The organism is Crocosphaera sp. Alani8 (genome assembly GCF_038442745.1).
Classification (GTDB): Bacteria; Cyanobacteriota; Cyanobacteriia; order Cyanobacteriales; family Microcystaceae; genus Crocosphaera.
Window position 1 is genome coordinate 1 of record NZ_JARVCN010000055.1, and the last position, 18,762, is coordinate 18,762.

Annotated in this window: 22 protein-coding genes; all 22 read right to left on the reverse strand. The window is 40.5% G+C overall.

Going from position 1 to position 18,762, the window contains the following annotated elements; translation table 11 throughout:
* Nucleotides 1-73 precede the first annotated feature (73 nt).
* The gene (locus P9B04_RS04295) at nucleotides 74-736 is read right to left on the reverse strand and encodes a ComF family protein (RefSeq protein ID WP_342053762.1); all 663 of its coding nucleotides are present in this window, start codon (nucleotides 734-736) and stop codon (nucleotides 74-76) included.
* Between the two features lie 51 nt (nucleotides 737-787).
* A complete protein-coding gene (locus P9B04_RS04300) occupies nucleotides 788-1,039 on the reverse strand; it encodes a hypothetical protein (protein WP_342053763.1) in 252 nt (83 codons plus the stop codon).
* A 414-nt stretch (nucleotides 1,040-1,453) separates the two neighbouring features.
* Complete coding sequence (locus P9B04_RS04305; protein ID WP_342053764.1) at nucleotides 1,454-1,930, reverse strand: hypothetical protein; 477 nt, start codon at nucleotides 1,928-1,930, stop codon at nucleotides 1,454-1,456.
* A gap of 68 nt (nucleotides 1,931-1,998) precedes the next feature.
* The gene (gene modB / locus P9B04_RS04310) at nucleotides 1,999-3,933 is read right to left on the reverse strand and encodes a molybdate ABC transporter permease subunit (RefSeq protein WP_342053765.1); all 1,935 of its coding nucleotides are present in this window, start codon (nucleotides 3,931-3,933) and stop codon (nucleotides 1,999-2,001) included.
* A gap of 194 nt (nucleotides 3,934-4,127) precedes the next feature.
* On the reverse strand, nucleotides 4,128-4,379 hold the full coding sequence (locus P9B04_RS04315) for a FeoA family protein (protein ID WP_342053766.1): 252 nt from the start codon (nucleotides 4,377-4,379) through the stop codon (nucleotides 4,128-4,130).
* Nucleotides 4,380-4,381: 2 nt separating this feature from the next.
* Nucleotides 4,382-5,845, reverse strand: a complete 1,464-nt coding sequence (locus P9B04_RS04320; RefSeq protein WP_342053767.1) for a nucleoside recognition domain-containing protein — start codon at nucleotides 5,843-5,845, stop codon at nucleotides 4,382-4,384.
* Nucleotides 5,811-6,437 (reverse strand): FeoB small GTPase domain-containing protein, encoded by a 627-nt coding sequence (locus tag P9B04_RS04325; protein WP_342053768.1) that lies wholly within the window; start codon nucleotides 6,435-6,437, stop codon nucleotides 5,811-5,813. The genes P9B04_RS04320 and P9B04_RS04325 overlap by 35 nt, the downstream gene beginning before the upstream one ends.
* A 179-nt stretch (nucleotides 6,438-6,616) precedes the next feature.
* Nucleotides 6,617-6,970: a hypothetical protein gene (locus tag P9B04_RS04330; protein WP_342053769.1), complete on the reverse strand. Its 354-nt coding sequence runs from the start codon at nucleotides 6,968-6,970 to the stop codon at nucleotides 6,617-6,619.
* Complete coding sequence (locus tag P9B04_RS04335; protein ID WP_342053770.1) at nucleotides 6,960-7,388, reverse strand: hypothetical protein; 429 nt, start codon at nucleotides 7,386-7,388, stop codon at nucleotides 6,960-6,962. The genes P9B04_RS04330 and P9B04_RS04335 overlap by 11 nt, the downstream gene beginning before the upstream one ends.
* A 94-nt stretch (nucleotides 7,389-7,482) precedes the next feature.
* Nucleotides 7,483-7,824 (reverse strand): 2Fe-2S iron-sulfur cluster-binding protein, encoded by a 342-nt coding sequence (locus P9B04_RS04340; protein WP_342053771.1) that lies wholly within the window; start codon nucleotides 7,822-7,824, stop codon nucleotides 7,483-7,485.
* Between the two features lie 98 nt (nucleotides 7,825-7,922).
* Entirely contained in the window at nucleotides 7,923-8,276 is a 354-nt protein-coding gene (locus P9B04_RS04345; RefSeq protein ID WP_342053772.1) for a HesB/IscA family protein, read from the reverse strand.
* 56 nt (nucleotides 8,277-8,332) lie between these two features.
* Nucleotides 8,333-9,145: a HesA/MoeB/ThiF family protein gene (locus tag P9B04_RS04350; RefSeq protein ID WP_342053773.1), complete on the reverse strand. Its 813-nt coding sequence runs from the start codon at nucleotides 9,143-9,145 to the stop codon at nucleotides 8,333-8,335.
* 69 nt (nucleotides 9,146-9,214) lie between these two features.
* Nucleotides 9,215-9,562, reverse strand: a complete 348-nt coding sequence (nifW, locus tag P9B04_RS04355; protein ID WP_342053774.1) for a nitrogenase-stabilizing/protective protein NifW — start codon at nucleotides 9,560-9,562, stop codon at nucleotides 9,215-9,217.
* On the reverse strand, nucleotides 9,559-9,795 hold the full coding sequence (locus P9B04_RS04360; protein ID WP_342053775.1) for a CCE_0567 family metalloprotein: 237 nt from the start codon (nucleotides 9,793-9,795) through the stop codon (nucleotides 9,559-9,561). Before P9B04_RS04360 ends, nifW begins: the two co-directional genes overlap by 4 nt.
* A gap of 78 nt (nucleotides 9,796-9,873) precedes the next feature.
* Complete coding sequence (locus tag P9B04_RS04365; protein ID WP_342053776.1) at nucleotides 9,874-10,350, reverse strand: NifX-associated nitrogen fixation protein; 477 nt, start codon at nucleotides 10,348-10,350, stop codon at nucleotides 9,874-9,876.
* Between the two features lie 154 nt (nucleotides 10,351-10,504).
* A complete protein-coding gene (gene nifX, locus P9B04_RS04370; protein WP_342053777.1) occupies nucleotides 10,505-10,927 on the reverse strand; it encodes a nitrogen fixation protein NifX in 423 nt (140 codons plus the stop codon).
* Nucleotides 10,928-10,981: 54 nt separating this feature from the next.
* Nucleotides 10,982-12,346, reverse strand: coding sequence for a nitrogenase iron-molybdenum cofactor biosynthesis protein NifN (gene nifN, locus P9B04_RS04375; RefSeq protein ID WP_342053778.1), 1,365 nt, complete (start codon nucleotides 12,344-12,346; stop codon nucleotides 10,982-10,984).
* Between the two features lie 121 nt (nucleotides 12,347-12,467).
* Nucleotides 12,468-13,886, reverse strand: a complete 1,419-nt coding sequence (gene nifE, locus P9B04_RS04380) for a nitrogenase iron-molybdenum cofactor biosynthesis protein NifE (RefSeq protein WP_342053779.1) — start codon at nucleotides 13,884-13,886, stop codon at nucleotides 12,468-12,470.
* Nucleotides 13,887-13,983: 97 nt separating this feature from the next.
* The gene (locus tag P9B04_RS04385) at nucleotides 13,984-14,286 is read right to left on the reverse strand and encodes a Mo-dependent nitrogenase C-terminal domain-containing protein (protein WP_342053780.1); all 303 of its coding nucleotides are present in this window, start codon (nucleotides 14,284-14,286) and stop codon (nucleotides 13,984-13,986) included.
* A gap of 184 nt (nucleotides 14,287-14,470) precedes the next feature.
* A complete protein-coding gene (nifK, locus tag P9B04_RS04390; RefSeq protein ID WP_342053781.1) occupies nucleotides 14,471-16,006 on the reverse strand; it encodes a nitrogenase molybdenum-iron protein subunit beta in 1,536 nt (511 codons plus the stop codon).
* A 183-nt stretch (nucleotides 16,007-16,189) separates the two neighbouring features.
* Entirely contained in the window at nucleotides 16,190-17,626 is a 1,437-nt protein-coding gene (nifD, locus tag P9B04_RS04395; RefSeq protein ID WP_342053782.1) for a nitrogenase molybdenum-iron protein alpha chain, read from the reverse strand.
* Between the two features lie 142 nt (nucleotides 17,627-17,768).
* On the reverse strand, nucleotides 17,769-18,659 hold the full coding sequence (nifH, locus tag P9B04_RS04400; protein WP_342053783.1) for a nitrogenase iron protein: 891 nt from the start codon (nucleotides 18,657-18,659) through the stop codon (nucleotides 17,769-17,771).
* Nucleotides 18,660-18,762: the final 103 nt, after the last annotated feature.

Genomic DNA, 18,762 nt, shown 5'->3' on the forward strand with positions numbered 1-18,762 from the left:
ACTCCTAAAACTAGAAAAATTTGTACCTCACAAGTATGGGAACTGCTATATGTCCCATTGAATCCTAATTTCTTTAATATAGATGACGGGGAGTAGAAACGGCAACCACTCCTAACACATTAATGCCTTTATTGCGTAAAATTCTTGTGGCTTCTTTAACAGTTGTCCCCGTAGTATAGATATCATCTACTAATAAAACTGGTCTAGATAAGGGATTATTTTCTAGGGATTTGCCTAGTTTAAATGCTCCTTTGATATTTTTTTCTTTCTCTTTGGTAGCCAAGTTAAACATGGCTTTTGTCTGACGTATTCTTATTAAACCTTTCTTGTTTAACGGGTATTTTGTAACTTGACAAAATCCTCTTGCTATGATTTCTGCTTGATTAAATCCTCGTATTTGTTCTTTATTTTTATGAAGAGGAATTGGAATAACTAAAGGAGTTATTTTAGTATTAATTAAAGAATAATTTTGCCAAACTTCTCCTAACCAAAACCCTAAAAGTTCACCAATTTGAGAATTCTTATCGTATTTTAAAGCAGCGATCGCTTGTTTTAATTTCCCGTCGTATTTACCCCAAACAAATAAAGGTAAGTCTTGTTGCCAAGATGCGTGAGGATTTTTCAATTGACAACTTTTTAACTGTTTCTGACAATATTGACAAACTTCTTCGGTGGTTGCTCTTTCACACAGAGGGCAATTTTCTTGTAAAAAAATGGAAAGAATACTTTTAAACATAATCAATTGATGCAGTGAACAGTTATAAGTTACTGTTCACTGTTCACTGTTCTAACTATTAACAGGAACTTCAGGATATAAACCCAATTCTTTTGCTAATTGACGGGCGACATGAATCAAAAACTTTGCTCCGTCGGGGTTATCTTCGTGAGCCATCATAGTAGAAACTTGTACCAAAGATTCAATAAATCCTTGATCCAATAATTCGCTATTTTCTGTTAATACGTTGGGTTCTTCTCCATTGGGACAACGCATTAATTGATCGATCAAATTAAAATATTGTTCTTGACGAGATTGTGACATAATATTTCCTTAAATGAAGGGTAAGAGTGACGAATAAACTACTAACAGATAAAAAGTTTAAGAACGAACACAAAGGATAAATTTATGCACAAAGTAACCATAAGCTTAGTGACAACCTTCTTATCTTCATTCTTTTGCCAATACTGTGAGAAGTTCCTTTTATTCTAGTAGTAGGTTTTGGGTTTCTGAGACCATTCTTAAGACTTTTTTCGGGTTATACAGTATTTTTTGAAGATATAGCGTTTCTCACACTCATGAGGTACACCCAATATTTAGGTTATAACTCCTGACTCCTGACTCCTGTGCGATAGCGCCGGAACGGAGTGAGGAACTCCTGACTCCTAAAACTAGAAAAAGTTGTACCTCACAAGTATGGGAACTGCTATAACTCGGGCGGTTATGATGAAAAAAAATTTATTCATCATCGTCGTCTGGCTGTTTTGTTAATACTTCAAATACAGTTGTAGCACAAGATTCTCTATGCTTATCAATGGTTTTCACCCGTTCAGTAATTAATTTGGCGGCTTCAATTTGACCCATTTTGGCCAAAATGTAACCCTGAGACGCATAAGCATTAACATAAAGCCTAATATTGGCTTCCGTTTGACGTTCCCTTAAAATTGGTTGTAGCTGTTCCCATTCAATAGGTAAGTTTTCATTGTCTTCAACAAATTTTAAGACTTTTTGAGCAATTCTTAGGGCAATTTCTAGCTTATTCTTATAGAAAAAGAAACGATAAGCTCCCACCAAAACGTCTATATTATCCCCTGCTTTTTCCAAAGCTTGGTTAATATATTCTTCAGCTAAACTGCTATTTTCCCAGTTATCCGTCGCTAATACTAACAACTGTTTTACTTCTTCTGATGCAGAATACCAAGAGAGTTTATCCATTTTATTAGTTATGAGTTATCCATTATCATTCAACACAAAAGCCTCCGTAAACACTTAACAGTTATTGCTCACTGTTCACCGCTCATTATTGACGGGGAAATAGGTTTGTATTCAAAGCACATCGGACTATTGGCATTCTGTAGTAACAGGAGGCGTGTGGGATGAAGCTGTATTTGCCAAGGTTGGGGGAGTTTTTGCAAGGCATTCCAAGTGTTTTTAAAAACCTCCACTTGTAGATGATAGTCGAAGGGACTGGTAGGAGCAGAGTTTAACTTGAGGTACAAAGTCATCCTGTGTTGGGTTTCACTAGCAGTGGTGAGCCAAGCAGGGAAAATATTTTCATAAGAGCGAGTTTGTTCGCCTTTTAGCCCTGTAAAGATGAGGTGATGGGCGCGGATACCCACATGGGCTAAGCTCTCTGGAATCGGCTCGTAAACCCGTAGGGTGCATCCCCAGTCAAGGGCAGTGATGGTATTCTCAGAATGAATAAGGGCGCGAGAAAAGTTTTTACAACCGGTGAGTTGGGCGACTCGAAAATATTGGGGAAAGTCGAAAATATCTTGTTTGGGTCCGTGGGCTATTATTTGTCCCTCGTCTAAAATTAAAAGGTTGGGACAAATACGATAGGCTTCTTCTAGGTTATGGGAGACAAACAGGGTTGCTCCTGGAAAGTGGGTTAAACTGAGTCTAAGAAGTTTCTCTAGTTGATCCCTTAAATAGGTATCTAGGGCGGAAAATGGCTCGTCTAATAGTAATATATCTGGCTCGCTGGCTATGGCTCTAGCTAGAGCTACTCTTTGCTGTTGTCCTCCCGACAATTCTTGAGGATAGCGATCACCTAATCCTTGTAATTGCACCCCAATCAGTTGTTTTTCTACCCGTTGACGAATGGCAAGGGGTGAAAGGGTTTTCGGAAGACCAAAGGCGATGTTTTGAGCTACTGTGAGATGGGGAAAAAGAGCATAGTTTTGGAACAGGAAACCAACTCGACGTTCGCGAATAGGAAGATTGATCCCTCTACGGGAGTCGAATAGAACACGACCATTAAGAATGATACAACCTTCGTCGGGGGTTTCTAATCCTGCGATACAGCGCAAAATAAAGCTTTTTCCGGCTCCTGAACTTCCTAACAGTCCCAGAGGGAGTTGATTGCTGGAAAAGGAAACATCCAGGGTGAATTCTGGTAATTTTTTCTGTATATCAACGATTAATTCGATGGGATTGGGTAAAATATTTGTACTGCTAGATTCCCAAGTTAAGGGTGTGAGGGGGTGATCCCAGGGGAGTAAACTTTCATCCACCAGGGTAAGATAGCCTTCTTTTGCCCGTTTTTTTCTCCGTTGATGGGGACGGCGATCGTTCCAATAGTTTACCCCAACCACAATACTTAAGGATAGGGTTAACATCATACCAACCCATAACATAGCTTCTTGGGTGTCTCCGCTTTCAGCTGCGAAAAAGATGGCGATGGGAATGGTTTGGGTTCTCCCCGGAATACTACCTGCTAACATTAGGGTTGCACCAAACTCTCCTAAAGCACGAGCAAATGAGAGTAATACCCCTGAAATTAAGCCAGGTCTGGCTAGAGGTACTAATATGCGCCAAAAAACTCGCCATTCTGTTGCTCCAAGGGTTCTGGCTGAGGCTAGGAGGTTGGTATCGATTTGTTGAAAGGCTCCCAATGCCGTTTTATACATCAAAGGGAAAGCAACAACAGTAGCTGCAATTACTGCAGCGTACCAAGTGAATACTACATTAATATCAAATAATCTTAAAAGTCTGCCAATAGGACCGTATTTTCCTAATAATAATAAGAGAAAAAACCCTACAACCGTCGCTGGAAGCACTAGAGGAGCGGTTAAAATTCCATCGATTAAGCTCTTTCCTTTTCCTCGGTATCTAAACATAGCCCTAGCTGCGATCGCTCCTAGAAAAAAGGCAATTACGGTTGCTAAAGCTGCGGTTTTTAATGATATCCAAACGGGGGAAAAATCGAGGTTCATAATACTTCCTAGTATCAATAATGTGGAACGATTTGTTACGGGTTCAGCTATCAGCAGTCGACCATTGGCTTATTGTATCAAAAGTGACTGAAATTCAGGGAACAGTGAGCAGTGAAAAGTCATACCTAATAACTGGTAACTGGTAACTGGTAACTGACAACTGATAGCTGAATGCTTACAATACTGGGAATCATTCACTTTGTTTTTCTGACGTAAATTGCTTTAGCAATAGACCTATCTATAGCAATTCTTGTGCTATCAACTTTAACGACATAGGAAGGAAATTTCTGCTCTAAGGTTATAGAAAGTCCTGGCATAATACCAATAGCAATCATTTTTCTCAGTAAATTTTCATCATTTTTTCTAAACTGAGTGATTACACCTTTTTCCTTTTCTTTCATCAGGTTCAAAGCAGAAGATTCAATGTTAAATGTTTGAGTAAACATCCCTAAATTGCCTCCATAATAACTAGTATTTTGTTTAAGAAGTAGCCCATAGAGAAAGCAAAAACAATCACTAAACTACTCAAAGCAATGGTGGTTTTTATACCTCGTTCTTTGACCATAAATTGAAACTGAGATAAACAAGGAACAAACAGCGTTAATGTTACAGCAGACACCACTAATTGCCTTCCTTCTAACAGTCCAGAATGGTGTAAATCAAACATTCCAGCTGCTCCATAATCTCGCCGAAAGAAGCCATAAATAAACATAGTTGAGGCTTCTGGTGGCAGACCTAACTTGAGCATAATGGGTTCTAAAATATGGATTAACAAAGGCAGTATTCCAATTAAATTACCCAACCAAATAATAACAGAAGCAAGAATAAACCAAGGAATAACCTCACCTAAATACCAACGAACTCTACCGTAGGTTTTAGTTAAAATTTGTCGTAAATGGGGCATACGAAGTGGGGGAATTTCCATGTAAAAATAAGACCAACTTCTCGGTAGTGCTTTAGCGGTTAATGAGCCAACAGTAGCAAAAATTAAAGCAATACAAATAACCCAAATAACTAAAGCAGTAGAGTTTTGAGAAAGCAGTCCAATAAAAATTCCTAATTGTGCTGAACAAGGAATGACTAATGTTAATAGTAAAGAGACAACAAAACGTTCTCTTTTACTCTCAATGGTACGGGTGACTAATGACCCCGTGTTGCCACAACTTAAGCCCAAAATTAGAGGAATAATAGAACGACCCGATAAGCCAATCATTTTAAATAAATGATCGATCAATAGAGAAATCCTGGGTAAATAACCACTATCTTCGAGTATAGAAAAAATCAGAAAGAATGTGGTTGCAATGGGAAAAATAATTGAGAGGGCATAACGAACACCCAATGTCAAAATTCCCTGCTCGTTAGCTACTAAATCTTGTAAAGTAGTCCAAGGCAATAAATGATAAGCTATCCCATCGATTAAAGGGTTAATTTGCTGTGTAAAAACCCCTTCAAAATTATTAACTAAAATCCCTGAACCGAAGCAACCCACAAATTGATAAATTCCCAAATAAATAATCACAAAAAGGATCGGAAACCCAGTTAGAGGATTAACGGTTAAACGATGAAAAAACTCCTCGCTCTCTGTGGACTTTTTTTTGATTTTTACAATGGCTAATTGTTCAAATTTTTTAGCAGTTTGATGGCGAGTTTTAGCTATTACGAGAACCAAAGGATCACTAAATTGAGATTGCACCGACTCTACCACCATTTCAATGGCTTCAAATTTGGGTTCTTCTTGGCGAACTTTTTTCCATAGTAAGGGATCTTTCTGTAATAATAAAAGGGCTAAAGAACGCCGCGATACTAACGGTTCAATGGCCGCTTTCACAACGTTATGATCGCTTTCTAGAAGGTACTCTATTTTAGTGATTCCTTCTTCAATAGCTGTAGGATAGCGCAGGAATGTGGACATAGTTAGCCATCTTAGCGGTTAAACTTTTAATGCCTCGTTGTTGGGCTGCAGATAAAGTAACAACAGGAATACCCAAAGATGCTTCTAATTGCTTTTCGTTTACCCATACTCCTAATGTTTCTGCTTCGTCAATCATGTTAACAGCAAGTATAAGAGGAAGCTGAGTTTCTATTAGTTGAAAGGTCAAATTTAACATTCGACTGAGATTTTTAGCATCAATGACATGAACAACTAAATCCAAAGGTTCTTGGAATAATAACTCCCGAGAAAATCGTTCTTCGTCTGTCATTGGAATTAGAGAATACATCCCTGGTGTATCAATAATCGTGATAGTTTTACTCGCAATTTTAGTATAGTTACGAGAGGCTTCTACAGTGGTTCCAGGATAGTTAGAAACCGTGGCATAACCCCCAGTCAAAACATTAAATAAAAGACTCTTCCCTACGTTAGGACAACCCACCAAGGCAATAGTTCCTTCAGAAATAATTTCTCGAGATTTAATATTTAAGGACTTTGGTAAAAACCTTTGCCAAAAACTATTAGAATTTTGGATATTCTTTTGACAACTATCAGGACACTGATTACACTTCATCTGTTTTTCTTGTACCTTGTTATCAGTGTAATTTTTTTGTCTATTTTAAACAGTAACTAGAGATACACAACTTAAATAATTATCTATTTTTGAACCCCATTTATTATCAATCTTCTCTATCATTATTATCTTATTTTGTCATCATCCTGTTGCGTCATTTTAATAATAAGAATTAATAATTAATCTAGATTAGTCGTCACTTTAGTCGAAATCCAATAAAGTTCTAACCAAAGACGAGGATTTTCTTTTTTAAGTGTGGATACTGGGTCACGAATCAATCTTTTTGCATCTAGAAAAACCACATCAATCATGCCAAAAGTTTTGGCAATTTTTTTAAGTTCTTCTTGGTACAAAATAATTTCTTTACCCTGTCTTCCCACATAGTAAATTCCTAAATAATAATAAGGGGGAGAAATAGGATTTAAGCAGCCGTCAATAATTTTAATATAACAATCATTCAATAGGGAGTTAATGTAAGGATAAGAGTAACTGACTAAGTTTCGATATTTCTGCACTAGTTTTTCACGAATCACGGCTATAATCTTCCCATTTTAGGTTGTACGATAAATCAGAGAATAATGAAGCCTTGATACAATAATGTTTAATTTTTGTGCATTTCTTAAAAAATACTCGATGATTAGTAATACAATCCTCGATAGGAGAATCTGAAAACTGTAAAGCTACTTCATCTACGGGGCAATTTTCGTTAATTTTGTCGCAAAATTTTGGCTTAAGACAAGAAAGTTTAACTGTTTTATGATTTTTTTTAGATAATTCTAATTCATGACCAAAAAGAAATTCGCTATAATCGGCAACATTATCTAAACCTAAGAGATTGAGAACAATCTCTCCCATCATCCAAAATGCTGTTTTATAAATAAACTTTTTCCACCTCAAATTCATAGGAAACCTCAGAGAAAGTGATTTATTTTGTTGTTGAATAGTATCCATAAAATCTTTCCCTTGAAGTTTGAATTAGGGATAGGAAGTCGTGGACTTAACCGCGACTTTCCTAGCAGATGGATGAAGAAAATCGGTCGATAATTTAAACCAAATTAGCTTCCTGGTGGGTTTTGAACGTACAATTAGAACGTGGATAAGCAACACAAAGAAGTACCCAGTTTTGGTCTAGTTGATCGTCATCCAAAAAGCTTTGATCTTCTTGGTCAATTTCTCCCTCTACCAGTTTACCTAAGCAACTTGAACAAGCCCCAGATCGACAAGAAGAGGGTAAATCAACGTCTTGTTCTTCCGCTGCATCAAGAATGTACTGATCTTCAGGAACGTCGATGGTGACATCCATTTCGGCGATCTCTTCTTTTTTACCCGTCTCTTTATTCTTTCTTTTAACAACTTTCATTAGACGAACTTGATAAGTTGCACTCATAAGTGTTCTCCCTAAAGATAGGAACGTTTACCATTGATTTTTAATAATTAATTTCTTCTATTTTTAGAAGAAAAAATCATCAAAAATCAAAGCTTTATTTAGCCACAGGATGTGGCTTGGCTACCGCAGTTTGCTGTAGAGAAAGACTTACCGCAGCCACAAGTTTGTGTTGCATTGGGGTTAGTAAAAGTGAAACCACCCTGAGTTAAACTATCGACAAAATCGATCACCACACCATCCAACAAAGACACACTACTAGGGTCAACATAGATAAGAACATTATCTTGTTCAAAGCAGACATCTTCATTATTGGCTTCTTTGACTAGATTGAGGGCGTATTCGTGGCCGTTACAACCGCCGCTTTTAATCCCAACGCGAATGCCAGTAACGGTGTTTCCTTCTAAAAAGGTACGAAGTTTTGAAGAAGCTTTTTCAGTAAGAGTGACAGTCATGGTTAAAAATGTAGAATTGAGGATTTAGAATTTAGAATTGAATTGTTGCGTAATTCTTAATTTTGAATTCCTCCTGCCTTCTGCTTGGAAGTGTTCTGCTTTCCCACATAACTGCCTAACCGTTCCTTCGCAAAGTTACCACATACGGGACAGTCTGGGTCGTGGTACGGGCGACGTTTGGCGAAAGTGGCAGTACCAAGTTCCATTGTCAACAGTTGACCTGCGAGGGTTTCTCCCAATCCTGTTAGGAGTTTGATACCTTCTAAAGCCGCTAAACAGGCTAAACTGCCAGAAACTGCCCCCAGTACACCAAACCCCCAACGGTCCCACTCGGGGGTTTCGGGGAAAATGCAGGATAGACAGGGGGTTTCTCCAGGAATAATCGTAGTTAGGTACGCATCCATGCCACTCATGGCGGCTTCTACCATGGGAACTCCCCAACGGACACAAGCTTTGTTTAAAAGGTTGCGTTCTTTGAAGTCAAAGGCGCAGTCAAAGGCAATATTTGCTTGTTTTACCAAAGGGTCAATATTTTCTGCTGTAACAAACTCAGCAACCGTTTCTACTTCGATATCGGGGTTAAGGTTTAGGAGGGTTTCTTTGGCCTTATACACCCTGGGTTGACCCACCCAACTATTGGTCATGAGAATCTGGCGGTTGAGGTCATCCAGACGCAAATCACCCCCGCGAACCAGAATGATTTTCCCAACACCAGCCACTGCTAAGTATAGAGCAACTGTACCACCCAGTCCCCCCACCCCAGTAACTACAGCAGTGGAGTCCTTGAGACGTTTTTGCCCTTCTTCCCCAAAACCAGGGAGTTGTATTTGTCGTGAATAACGTTCTCGTTCCGTCGGAGTGAAGTTCATGACAGTAATGGGGGTTAACGATGGGGAAACTGGGAAGGTTGGGGAGATTTATTCAACTGCGAACTCTTATTAGAGGGTTTCTGCTTGCTTAGCTAAATCATCCAATAAAACGACGTTTTTGGGGACATCTTGGAAGACTTTAAAGAGTTTGGTTTCCAGGGGACTAGAGGTTTTAAATAGTTCGTAAGCTTCTTGGAAAGCTAATTTATATTTCTCTAATTTTTCACTCTCACTAATACCGGGGAAGGCTTCATCGACTTGCTTGATAAGTATAGAGAACTGCTTAAGAATATGCAGACGGTTAACGTTAATAAAAGAAGGGTCATAGCTAATATCAAAGAAGTTTAGGTAGTCTTCGGTGTCCACGAGTTTGGTAAACTCAGCAAAGGTTCTTGGGGTATCGGTGGTCAGGGTCATTTTAGGGCTTCCTCCCAGTTTTTTAGTTGTTTTTTGAGTTGATCTAACTCGCTGAATATATCGTAAGTTCTTTGTGCGGTCTCCATGAGGTCTTGATAGTCCGTCGGTAATCCTTCGGCTAAATCATGCAAGTCCATCTTCATCTGACCGGCTTTGGAATTAAGTTTACGAACCTTCTTTTTTAGGTCAGCAAAGGCTTCTGGAGTAGGACTATTTTCAGTGGCTACTGTCATATTTTTTACCTCAGTTTAAGGGTTTACTATTGGGAGGACTCACAACTAATTATTGTCTGTTGCTTTGTCCTCTTCAATTTATAGTTTGGAAACTTCAGGAAATCTCTGCACCAATTCAATGCCAGAATTGACTAATTTTGTTCCTTGTTCGTTTAACTTTTCTAAGGTGTCAAAACCGAAGCGATGAGCATCCCGTAAACTGCGAGAAACTACCATTAGTTTTCCGCCCCAGACTAAAGCCCAGCCAAAACCTTCGTGGTTCAAGTCAACAACAACTTGACACAATAATCCTGTCTCTTGTTCTATTAAGGCTGCGATGGCCCGAAAATAACAAATAATCCTCAATTGTGTGGTAGGATCAATGTCTCCTTCTAGGGAAATCTCCCGTCTTTTCTTCTTAGGAATAACGTAAGGTGCAATAACAAGTTCATCTGTCCAAGTACGATACACACCAAAGCTATCGTAAGACCGAAGTTGCTGAACTAATGCTTGTAGAAAAGGACTGTCTGCAACTAAGATAGTTGGGGTTTCTGAGTTGGTTGTTGTTGTTGCCATAATAACAATTATTGTGAGAAAATTTCTGCTACCTATGAACAATTCTACACTATTTGGCTGTTAATTATTCATAGAATTTTTCGGTCAAATAATTAGTTTACAGTTACCAGTTACCAGTTACCAGTTAAATTAATCACTGTTCACTGTTCACTTCTTATTCGTCATCATCATCATCATCTAAAAAATTAGGTGTTGGTTCAATTCCTGCTTCTTTTTGCAGAACTCTTCTTAACCAAGGGGGAGGATTTCCTTTTAAAGTTTTGACTAATTCTGTTAGAATTTCATCAATTTTTTCTGTCTCGGTTCGAGCTTTAATAGGAGTAACATTTTGACGAATTAAACGGGCTGCCGCACTGCCACCAATAGCAGTTACATAGAGTAAAGTACAACCGTCTAATGCTTCTAGTTTGGGGACAATTTTGTCTTCGTTACCGTCTTCTTTTAAGTCTCCACCGAATTCTAAGGTGTTGACAAAATCAAAGCCGTCGGGGGAGACATCATATAAGTCAATATTCTTCGCCCAACCAAAGTGGGCATTGACATGGACGTTATCGCTAGTAGTAAATGCAACTTTCATGTTTTTCCTCTCAGATGAATGAAATAAAGGGAAACTTTCAGGAGTTAACCCGCATTAATGTAGAGCAACGGGACTGTGTTTGGCTTCTTCTTCCATAAGAATATTGCCCACATCAAATAAAAATTTCATAGTGCCACGATACCCCACCAAACAACGTTGGCCTAAACCCAGTTGATCGAAGATGGGATAACCCATTCTATATAAGGGAGTTTTGAGACGTTTTGCTAAGGAAGTACCGTGGGAATTGGTAATAATTAAATCCGAACCTGTAGCCAATTCTTCTAGGTCTTCTAAATCTCCAATAGTAACGGTTTCTATGGGAAGTTTTTCCAAAAGTGGTGACTTAGTTGTGGTAACCGCCGCTTCAATAGTTGCTCCCATTTCTGTCAATAACCAAGCGGTTTGATAGAGTAAATCTGGTTCTAGGGCTAAAGAAATCTTCTTGCCGCCAAAATAGAAATGGGTGTCTAAAATTACATCCTGTAATTGACGGCGTTGCCGTTGCAAATGGGCTGGAACATTGGGTACAATAGGGAAGTGATGATCGCAACGGGCGGTTAAAATTTGCGACAATTCCCATAAGAAAGAGTCAACTGCATCTAAACCAGCTAAACGGGGAAAAACTTTATATTTTGTGCCAAAACGTTGTTGCAAAATTGAAGCTGCTTTAGTCATACTTTCCCCAACAGCTAAAGTTAAACAAGAACGGTTTAACTGTTTTAATTGGGTTAAACTTGTTCCCCCTGTGGTTACTGTGTGATAATCATCCTCTAGATGACCATCCAAAGAACGTGACAAGTCAGGAATCATAATAGGAGTGATACCAAACCCTTCAACGATGGCTTTGATCTCTTCTACATCCCCCGGTGACAGATGGGAGGCGCATAAAACCGTTACCTGGGGTTTCATGCCCACCATTGGAGGTTCATCGTTCGGCACATTACCGTAGTCAGCAGAAACAATACCTTCTACGGCGGCGGTGTAACCGTCCTGCAATGAACCCTTATAATCAGGGGTAGAAACAGAAACAATTGGAAAATTCTCTAACTCTGGGTGCTTTTCCCTAAACTCCTTTAAAATACGGGGCATATCATCCCCTCTTGTCTCTGTTAAACCAGTGGTTAACAGACCGATAATTTGAGGATTATATTTTTCTAAAATCGTTAAGATGGCTTGTTCTATATTGTCTTCTCCACCCAAAATGGTGCTAACTTCTGTCATAGCGGTAGTGGAGAGGGGGATAGACTCCCGAAAATGACGCACCAGGACTACCTTAGCAAAAGCTGTGCATCCTTGCGAACCATGAAACAAAGGCATCATTTTCCGCAACCCCAAAAACGCTAAGGCTGCACCTAGGGGTTGACTCATCTTTAACGGGTTAACAGATAGGGACTTGTGGGGGTTTAGGATAGTGGTCATTTTACTTACTCCTCTGTTTTGTGTTGGGGTGTGGGGGGTGTGGGAGGTGTGGGGAGTGTGGGAAGGGTGGGAAGATATATTAATCTCTAACTTCTGCCTTCTGCCTCCTGCCTCCTGCCTTCTACTCCCCTTCTGCTTCTAAATTCAATAAACTTTCGTGTTCCTGTTGCCAAAGTTCCCAAGGGGAAGGTTTACGCACTTGTTTCCAGATGGGACTATAAACCGCTTCACTCAACTCCCTGGCCATTTCTACTAAACCGATGTAACCTGCGTAGGGATGGTGACGTTCCTGGTTAATATCCAAGAAAGGAATTTTCGCTTTGAGTGCCGTATATTGGTTTCTTCCTCCAGCCACCAACAGGTCAGCATTTGTCTTCTCAATGACCCGTAAAAGCTCCTCTGGGCTACCTTTTTCCAACATAATGCCATCTTTGCCCAAAAGTTTCTTGATGCGTCCCTTATCTTCTTCGGTGCTTTTCTTGGTGCTAGTGGCTACCACTTCCATCCCTAAATCTTGGGCTGCTGAAACAATAGACCAACTTTTCACCCCACCGGTGTACAACACCATGCGTTTCCCCTTGAGACGTTCTCGGTAAGGGGCTAAAGCAACGTCTAACTTGGCGGTTTCTTCTGCAATTATTTCTTCTACTCTTTCTATTAATACTTGATCACCAAAAAATTGCGCAATATTCCGTAAGCAACGGTTCATGTCTGCAATGCCATAAAAAGACTCTTCCATGTAAGGAATGTTGTAGCGTTCCTGCATGGCAGTAGCCATATTAATTAAAGCTTTCGAGCAGATCATTACATTTAGTTTTGCTCGATGGGCATGACAGACCTCATCGTAACGAGCATCCCCTGTAATCTTCGATAAAACTCGGATACCGGCTTTTTTAAACAGAGGAAGAACCCCCCACATTTCACCAGCAACATTATACTCACCGATTAAATTAATATCATAAGCAGTGGTATAATCTGGTTCTTTGGTGCCAACAACGTGTTGTAATAAAGCCTCACCGCCGAGACGGTTGCCTAAATTTTTACTACCCACAAAACCAGGAGAATGTACAGGAATAATTGGGGTTCCATATTTATCCGTCGCCGCTCGACAAACCGCGTCTAAATCATCACCAATAAGAGCAGTTACACAGGTAGAATAGACGAAAACCGCAGCAGGATTGTACTTTTTTACCAATTTAGCGATCGCTTTATAAAGCCTTTTTTCCCCGCCAAAAATAATATCATTTTCCGATAAATCCGTGGTAAAACCCATCTTATAAGTCATGGGACCGCTAGAAAGACTACCTCGACTATTCCAACTATTACCAGAACAACCAATAGGACCATGAACTAAATGAGCAGCATCGGTGATAGGAACTAGAGCAATAGAAGCCCCATCAAAGGCACATCCCCCCTGAGCAGAACCGGGGTTTGCCTGTTGTGTACAGGCTTTATTTTTGCCCTTACCTTCCTTATTTTGATTATGTTCACACCCAGGCTGTGTCAACAAGTCGTTGATTTTGCTCTTAGTTAGTTTCATGACTGAATTCCCAAATAATTAACACCTAAAAATATAGGTTTAGAACTCCTTGCTTATCGACCCACCACTTGAGATAAAAACGATTCACCATTGACTATTAACAAATATAATGATCAACATTTTCACCACAAACATCAGCTAAATAACTTAAAGCTTTGAGCCGTAGTAAGACAAATTGATGATACAAAGGATTCAATTTACACAGAGGAGGAATGTGGAATAACTGGTGTCCAAACACCGTTATGGTCCTTTCAAACGGACAAGAACAAGGTATAACTCGACAAATAAAATGAGCAACAGAGCGATCTTGGATCTCCCTATTATCGAGCCAGCGTTTTAGGGGGTAGAGGGGGTCGAGTCTTGTTTTTTTGCCCGTAGAATAAGGAGTAGGACTTGCCATAACCATTTCCTCATCTTAAATTAATAATAAGTTGGCAGAGAGAGTATTTTTTGAAAGCAGAGGGTACAAAGAAAGAAAACTTTAACTTCAAACCTTTGTCTTTTGCTTTCTCGGAGAGAAGGGGAGAGGGGGGGAGTAGAGACTCCCTGAATCATCTTAATCTCCCTCGTTTCAGATTTCCTAATTAACGAACTAAGTCGAAAGAAATATCCGTTACAGCAGGGGTATCTGTCTTGCGATCCAACGACTCGAGAAGTCCGTTGGCGATCCAGTTGAGGAGGTTAATAGCCCCTTCGTAACCCATAGTTGAGTAGCGATGTAGGTGATGGCGATCGAAGATAGGATAGCCAATACGGATTAAAGGAATCTTGGTATCACGCTCTAAATACTTAGCGTAGGAGTTACCAACGATAAAGTCCACAGGTTCGGTGAACAGTAAAGAACGCATATGCCATAAATCTTTACCACCCCAAACGGTTGCTTGTTGTCCAAAGGGACTTGCAGCTAAGAGTGCTTCGGCTTCTTCAATAAACTCGTTGGTGCTGTTGTGAACCAAGACGTGAACTGGTTCGATACCCATTTCTAACATGAACTGTAATAAGCCCATAACTAGATCAGGATCACCGTAAACCGCAGCTTTCTTACCGTGTACCCAAGCTTGAGTATCGGTCATAGCATCAACGGCACGTCCACGAGCAAGTTCAAACTCTTTAGGAATAGGTTTACCAGTCAACTCAGATAAGCCCATTAAGAACTCATCAGTTGCTTTAATACCCCAAGGACGATAGGTGAAGGTTTTTTGCTTCCACTTCTTCTCGATCATTTTACGAGTTTTAGGAGTGGTGTAGCTTTGTAGAGTAATAGTAGCTTCAGCGTTGATAGAATCAGCCGCATCTTCTAAAGAGGTACCTTCTTGGTACATTTCAAATTCCCCTAAGTTGGGAGAATCTAAGTACATTTCGTGGTCACCTAAGATGGTGGCATCTAAATCAAACGCAGAGATGATTTTTTTCAGTTCCCGTAAGTTACCGATATAGGTTTCAAACCCAGGAATGAAGTTAATTTTACCGTTGGTGGTTTCAGCCTTCTTACCTTCGGTTAAGGTATCCAAGATGGATTTCATCATGCTGTCATAACCAGTGATGTGGGAACCCACAAAACTAGGAGTATGAGCGAAAGGAACAGGGAAATCATCTGGAATAGACCCTTCTTGACGAGCATTCCCGATGAATGCACCCAAGTCATCCCCAATAACCTCAGCCATACAAGTAGTACAGATGGCGATCATTTTGGGTTTGTAGAGGGAGTAAGAGTTAGCCAAACCATCGATCATGTTCTTTAATCCACCGAAAACCGCAGCGTTTTCTGTCATGGAAGAAGAAACAGCACTTACAGGCTCTTTGAAGTGACGAGTTAAGTGGGTACGGAAGTAAGCCACACAACCTTGAGAACCATGAACAAAGGGTAATGTTCCTTCAAAACCAACTGCAGCCAATAGAGAACCCAAAGGTTGACAAGCTTTAGCAGGGTTAATGGTTAGGGCTTCACGGGCAAAGTTCTTTTCCCGATATTCCCAGGTTTTTGTCCATTCAGCTACTTCTTGAACTTTCTCAGCAGAAGGCATTCCTTCAAACTGTTTCTTGTTTTCAAACAGTTCCTGGTACTCAGGCTGATGAAACAGATCAACGTGGTCCTTAATGTTGTTTACGTTTTGAGCCATTAGTATTAACTCCGGTATTTAGGATGGATATCTTCAGACAAACAAACTCGGAAAGGAGAGAGAGGGAAGGGTGGGGAGGGTCGGAAGGGTGGGGAGGGTGGGGAGTTTAAATAATCTCCCTTGTCTCCCTTGTTTCCTCTGTCTCCCTTGTCTTATCGAACCTATCCCCCATGATGTACTCTCCTATTTATTCCAAGGGGTGCCAACTAATCCCCAGGTTGGACTGTTAAGGGCTAAGTCCATGTCACGGGCGAAGATAGCGAAGCCATCATAACCGTGGTAAGGTCCTGAGTAATCCCAAGAGTGCATTTGACGGAAGGGAAGAGCCATTTTTTGGAAGACATACTTCTCTTTAACCCCAGCAGCCACTAAGTCGGGTTTGAGAGCTTTAGCGAATTCCTCGAATTCGTAAGCGGTTACGTCATCGTAGATGAGGGTAGCATCGTTAACGTAATGGGTGGTACGTTTGTAGTCATCACCGTGAGCGAATTCGTATCCGGTACCGATGATTTCCATACCTAAGTCTTTGAAAGCAGGAACCACGTGACGGGGACGTAAACCACCCACCATCATCATTACGGTTTTGCCTTCTAAACGAGGAAGGTATTTAGCCAGAATGTCATCACACTGTTGTTGGTATTTCTTGATGACTTCTTCAGCTTTAGCTTGAATAGTCTCGTCAAAGCGTGCAGCGATCGCTCTTAAAGATTCAGCAATTTTGCTAGGTCCAAAGAAGTTGTATTCTAACCAGGGAATACCGTATTTTTCTTCCATGTGACGACTGATGTAGTTCATGGAACGGTAACAGTGGATCAGGTTCAACTTCACGTTGGGGGTAACTTTCATTTCTGTGAAAGTACCATCACCAGACCATTGTGCTACTACACGAAGACCGATTTCTTCGAGTAAGATACGGCTAGACCAAGCGTCTCCACCGATGTTGTAGTCACCAATGATGGCTACGTCATAGGGAGTTGCTTCAAACTCGAGGCCTTCTTTCTCCGCAGCAGGGAATACCCAGTCACGGATCATGTCGTTAGCGATGTGGTGTCCTAAGGACTGAGAAACCCCACGGAATCCTTCACAACGGACAGGAATAATACCTTTGCCGGTTTCTTTGGACTTCTTACGAGCGACACCCTCGATGTCATCGCCAATTAAACCAACGGGACATTCTGACTGGACAGAAATACCACCATTGAGAGGGAATAATTCTTCGATTTCGTCAACGATTTTAGCGAGTTTTTTATCTCCACCAAAAACAATATCCTTTTCTTGGAAATCGGAGGTAAAGTTGATGGTACCGAAGGTATCGATCCCAGTGGTTCCAATGTAGTAGTTACGACGACCAGACCAGGAATAGTAACCACAACCAACGGGACCGTGAGAGATGTGGACCATATCTTTGATAGGACCCCAAACCACCCCTTTTGAACCTGCATAAGCACAACCACGAGCAGTCATGACTCCAGGGAGAGATCCTTTGTTGGATTTTACACCACAATCGCTTTTACCTTCTTCGTAAACGTTCAGGTGCTTAGCACGCTTTTTGGCGGCTTTTTCGGGGTAAGTTGCGAGAACGTCGGCAATAAGTTTCTTATTTTCTTCAACGGTTGCCATAGATCTTCCTCTCAAAGTGAATATAGAAGGAATAGAAAGGGGTTAGGGGGTTGATAGTTAATAGTTGATAACTATTCACTATGGACTTTTATAATTCCCCCATTTCCCAATGAAATAGGTTTAATGGAATTAAACCCAGGGATTACTTGGAATTTCTGGTGAGTTCTTGAGCCATGCGATCCGCTTCCATAACTTTCTTGTATTCTTCTTCGGAACCAAGTAAACCGTAGTTGATCAACAGTTCTTCTAGTTCGTCGTTGTCGATAGGAGTGGGAATGGTTAGTTTGGTGTTGTCAACGATCTTGTTACCCAATTGACGATATTCTTCAGCTTGGGAATCTTCAGGAGCATATTGAATAACGGTTTGACGACGTAATTCAGCTTCTTGTACCATTTTAGAACGAGGTACAAAGTGGATCATCTGGGTGTTTAAGCGATCAGCTAATTCTTCGATTAACTCGATCTCTTTGTTAACGTTACGGCTGTTACAAATTAAACCACCTAAACGTACTCCACCGGTGTGAGCGTATTTTAAGATACCACGAGCGATGTTGTTAGCAGCGTACATCGCCATCATTTCACCAGAGGTAACGATATAGATTTCTTGTGCTTTTCCTTCACGGATAGGCATAGCGAAACCACCACATACAACGTCCCCTAATACGTCATAGGATACGAAGTCTAAGTCTTCGTAAGCTCCTTCTTCTTCTAGGAAGTTGATGGAGGTAATAATACCACGACCAGCACAACCAACTCCAGGCTCAGGACCACCTGATTCCACACACTTGATGTTTTCAAATCCTTCGAGCAATACATCTTCGAGTTCTAAGTCTTCAACGGAACCCTGTTCTGCAGCTAAGTGAAGAACTGTTACCTGAGCTTTACAGTTGAGGATTAAACGGGTAGAGTCAGCTTTGGGGTCACAACCAACAATCATGATGCGATTGCCAGATTGAGCCATCCCGGCTAAGGTGTTTTGAGAAGTGGTGGACTTACCGATACCGCCTTTTCCGTAAAATGCAATTTGACGCATAGTTGATTCTCGCTAAATTAGAGAGTGATTGTGTACAGTAGGAAGGTTAATCTAAGGTTGACGTAGAGACGATTCGTTATTTGGTTAGGAAATATGGGGATTT

Coding starts and splice junctions, on each gene's coding strand:
- P9B04_RS04295 (WP_342053762.1), bottom strand. CDS start 736: ATGTTTAAAAGTATTCTTTCCATTTTTTTACAAGAAAATTGCCCTCTG.
- P9B04_RS04300 (WP_342053763.1), bottom strand. CDS start 1,039: ATGTCACAATCTCGTCAAGAACAATATTTTAATTTGATCGATCAATTA.
- P9B04_RS04305 (WP_342053764.1), bottom strand. CDS start 1,930: ATGGATAAACTCTCTTGGTATTCTGCATCAGAAGAAGTAAAACAGTTG.
- modB (WP_342053765.1), bottom strand. CDS start 3,933: ATGAACCTCGATTTTTCCCCCGTTTGGATATCATTAAAAACCGCAGCT.
- P9B04_RS04315 (WP_342053766.1), bottom strand. CDS start 4,379: ATGTTTACTCAAACATTTAACATTGAATCTTCTGCTTTGAACCTGATG.
- P9B04_RS04320 (WP_342053767.1), bottom strand. CDS start 5,845: ATGTCCACATTCCTGCGCTATCCTACAGCTATTGAAGAAGGAATCACT.
- P9B04_RS04325 (WP_342053768.1), bottom strand. CDS start 6,437: ATGAAGTGTAATCAGTGTCCTGATAGTTGTCAAAAGAATATCCAAAAT.
- P9B04_RS04335 (WP_342053770.1), bottom strand. CDS start 7,388: ATGGATACTATTCAACAACAAAATAAATCACTTTCTCTGAGGTTTCCT.
- P9B04_RS04340 (WP_342053771.1), bottom strand. CDS start 7,824: ATGAGTGCAACTTATCAAGTTCGTCTAATGAAAGTTGTTAAAAGAAAG.
- P9B04_RS04345 (WP_342053772.1), bottom strand. CDS start 8,276: ATGACTGTCACTCTTACTGAAAAAGCTTCTTCAAAACTTCGTACCTTT.
- P9B04_RS04350 (WP_342053773.1), bottom strand. CDS start 9,145: ATGAACTTCACTCCGACGGAACGAGAACGTTATTCACGACAAATACAA.
- nifW (WP_342053774.1), bottom strand. CDS start 9,562: ATGACCCTGACCACCGATACCCCAAGAACCTTTGCTGAGTTTACCAAA.
- P9B04_RS04360 (WP_342053775.1), bottom strand. CDS start 9,795: ATGACAGTAGCCACTGAAAATAGTCCTACTCCAGAAGCCTTTGCTGAC.
- P9B04_RS04365 (WP_342053776.1), bottom strand. CDS start 10,350: ATGGCAACAACAACAACCAACTCAGAAACCCCAACTATCTTAGTTGCA.
- nifX (WP_342053777.1), bottom strand. CDS start 10,927: ATGAAAGTTGCATTTACTACTAGCGATAACGTCCATGTCAATGCCCAC.
- nifN (WP_342053778.1), bottom strand. CDS start 12,346: ATGACCACTATCCTAAACCCCCACAAGTCCCTATCTGTTAACCCGTTA.
- nifE (WP_342053779.1), bottom strand. CDS start 13,886: ATGAAACTAACTAAGAGCAAAATCAACGACTTGTTGACACAGCCTGGG.
- P9B04_RS04385 (WP_342053780.1), bottom strand. CDS start 14,286: ATGGCAAGTCCTACTCCTTATTCTACGGGCAAAAAAACAAGACTCGAC.
- nifK (WP_342053781.1), bottom strand. CDS start 16,006: ATGGCTCAAAACGTAAACAACATTAAGGACCACGTTGATCTGTTTCAT.
- nifD (WP_342053782.1), bottom strand. CDS start 17,626: ATGGCAACCGTTGAAGAAAATAAGAAACTTATTGCCGACGTTCTCGCA.
- nifH (WP_342053783.1), bottom strand. CDS start 18,659: ATGCGTCAAATTGCATTTTACGGAAAAGGCGGTATCGGTAAGTCCACC.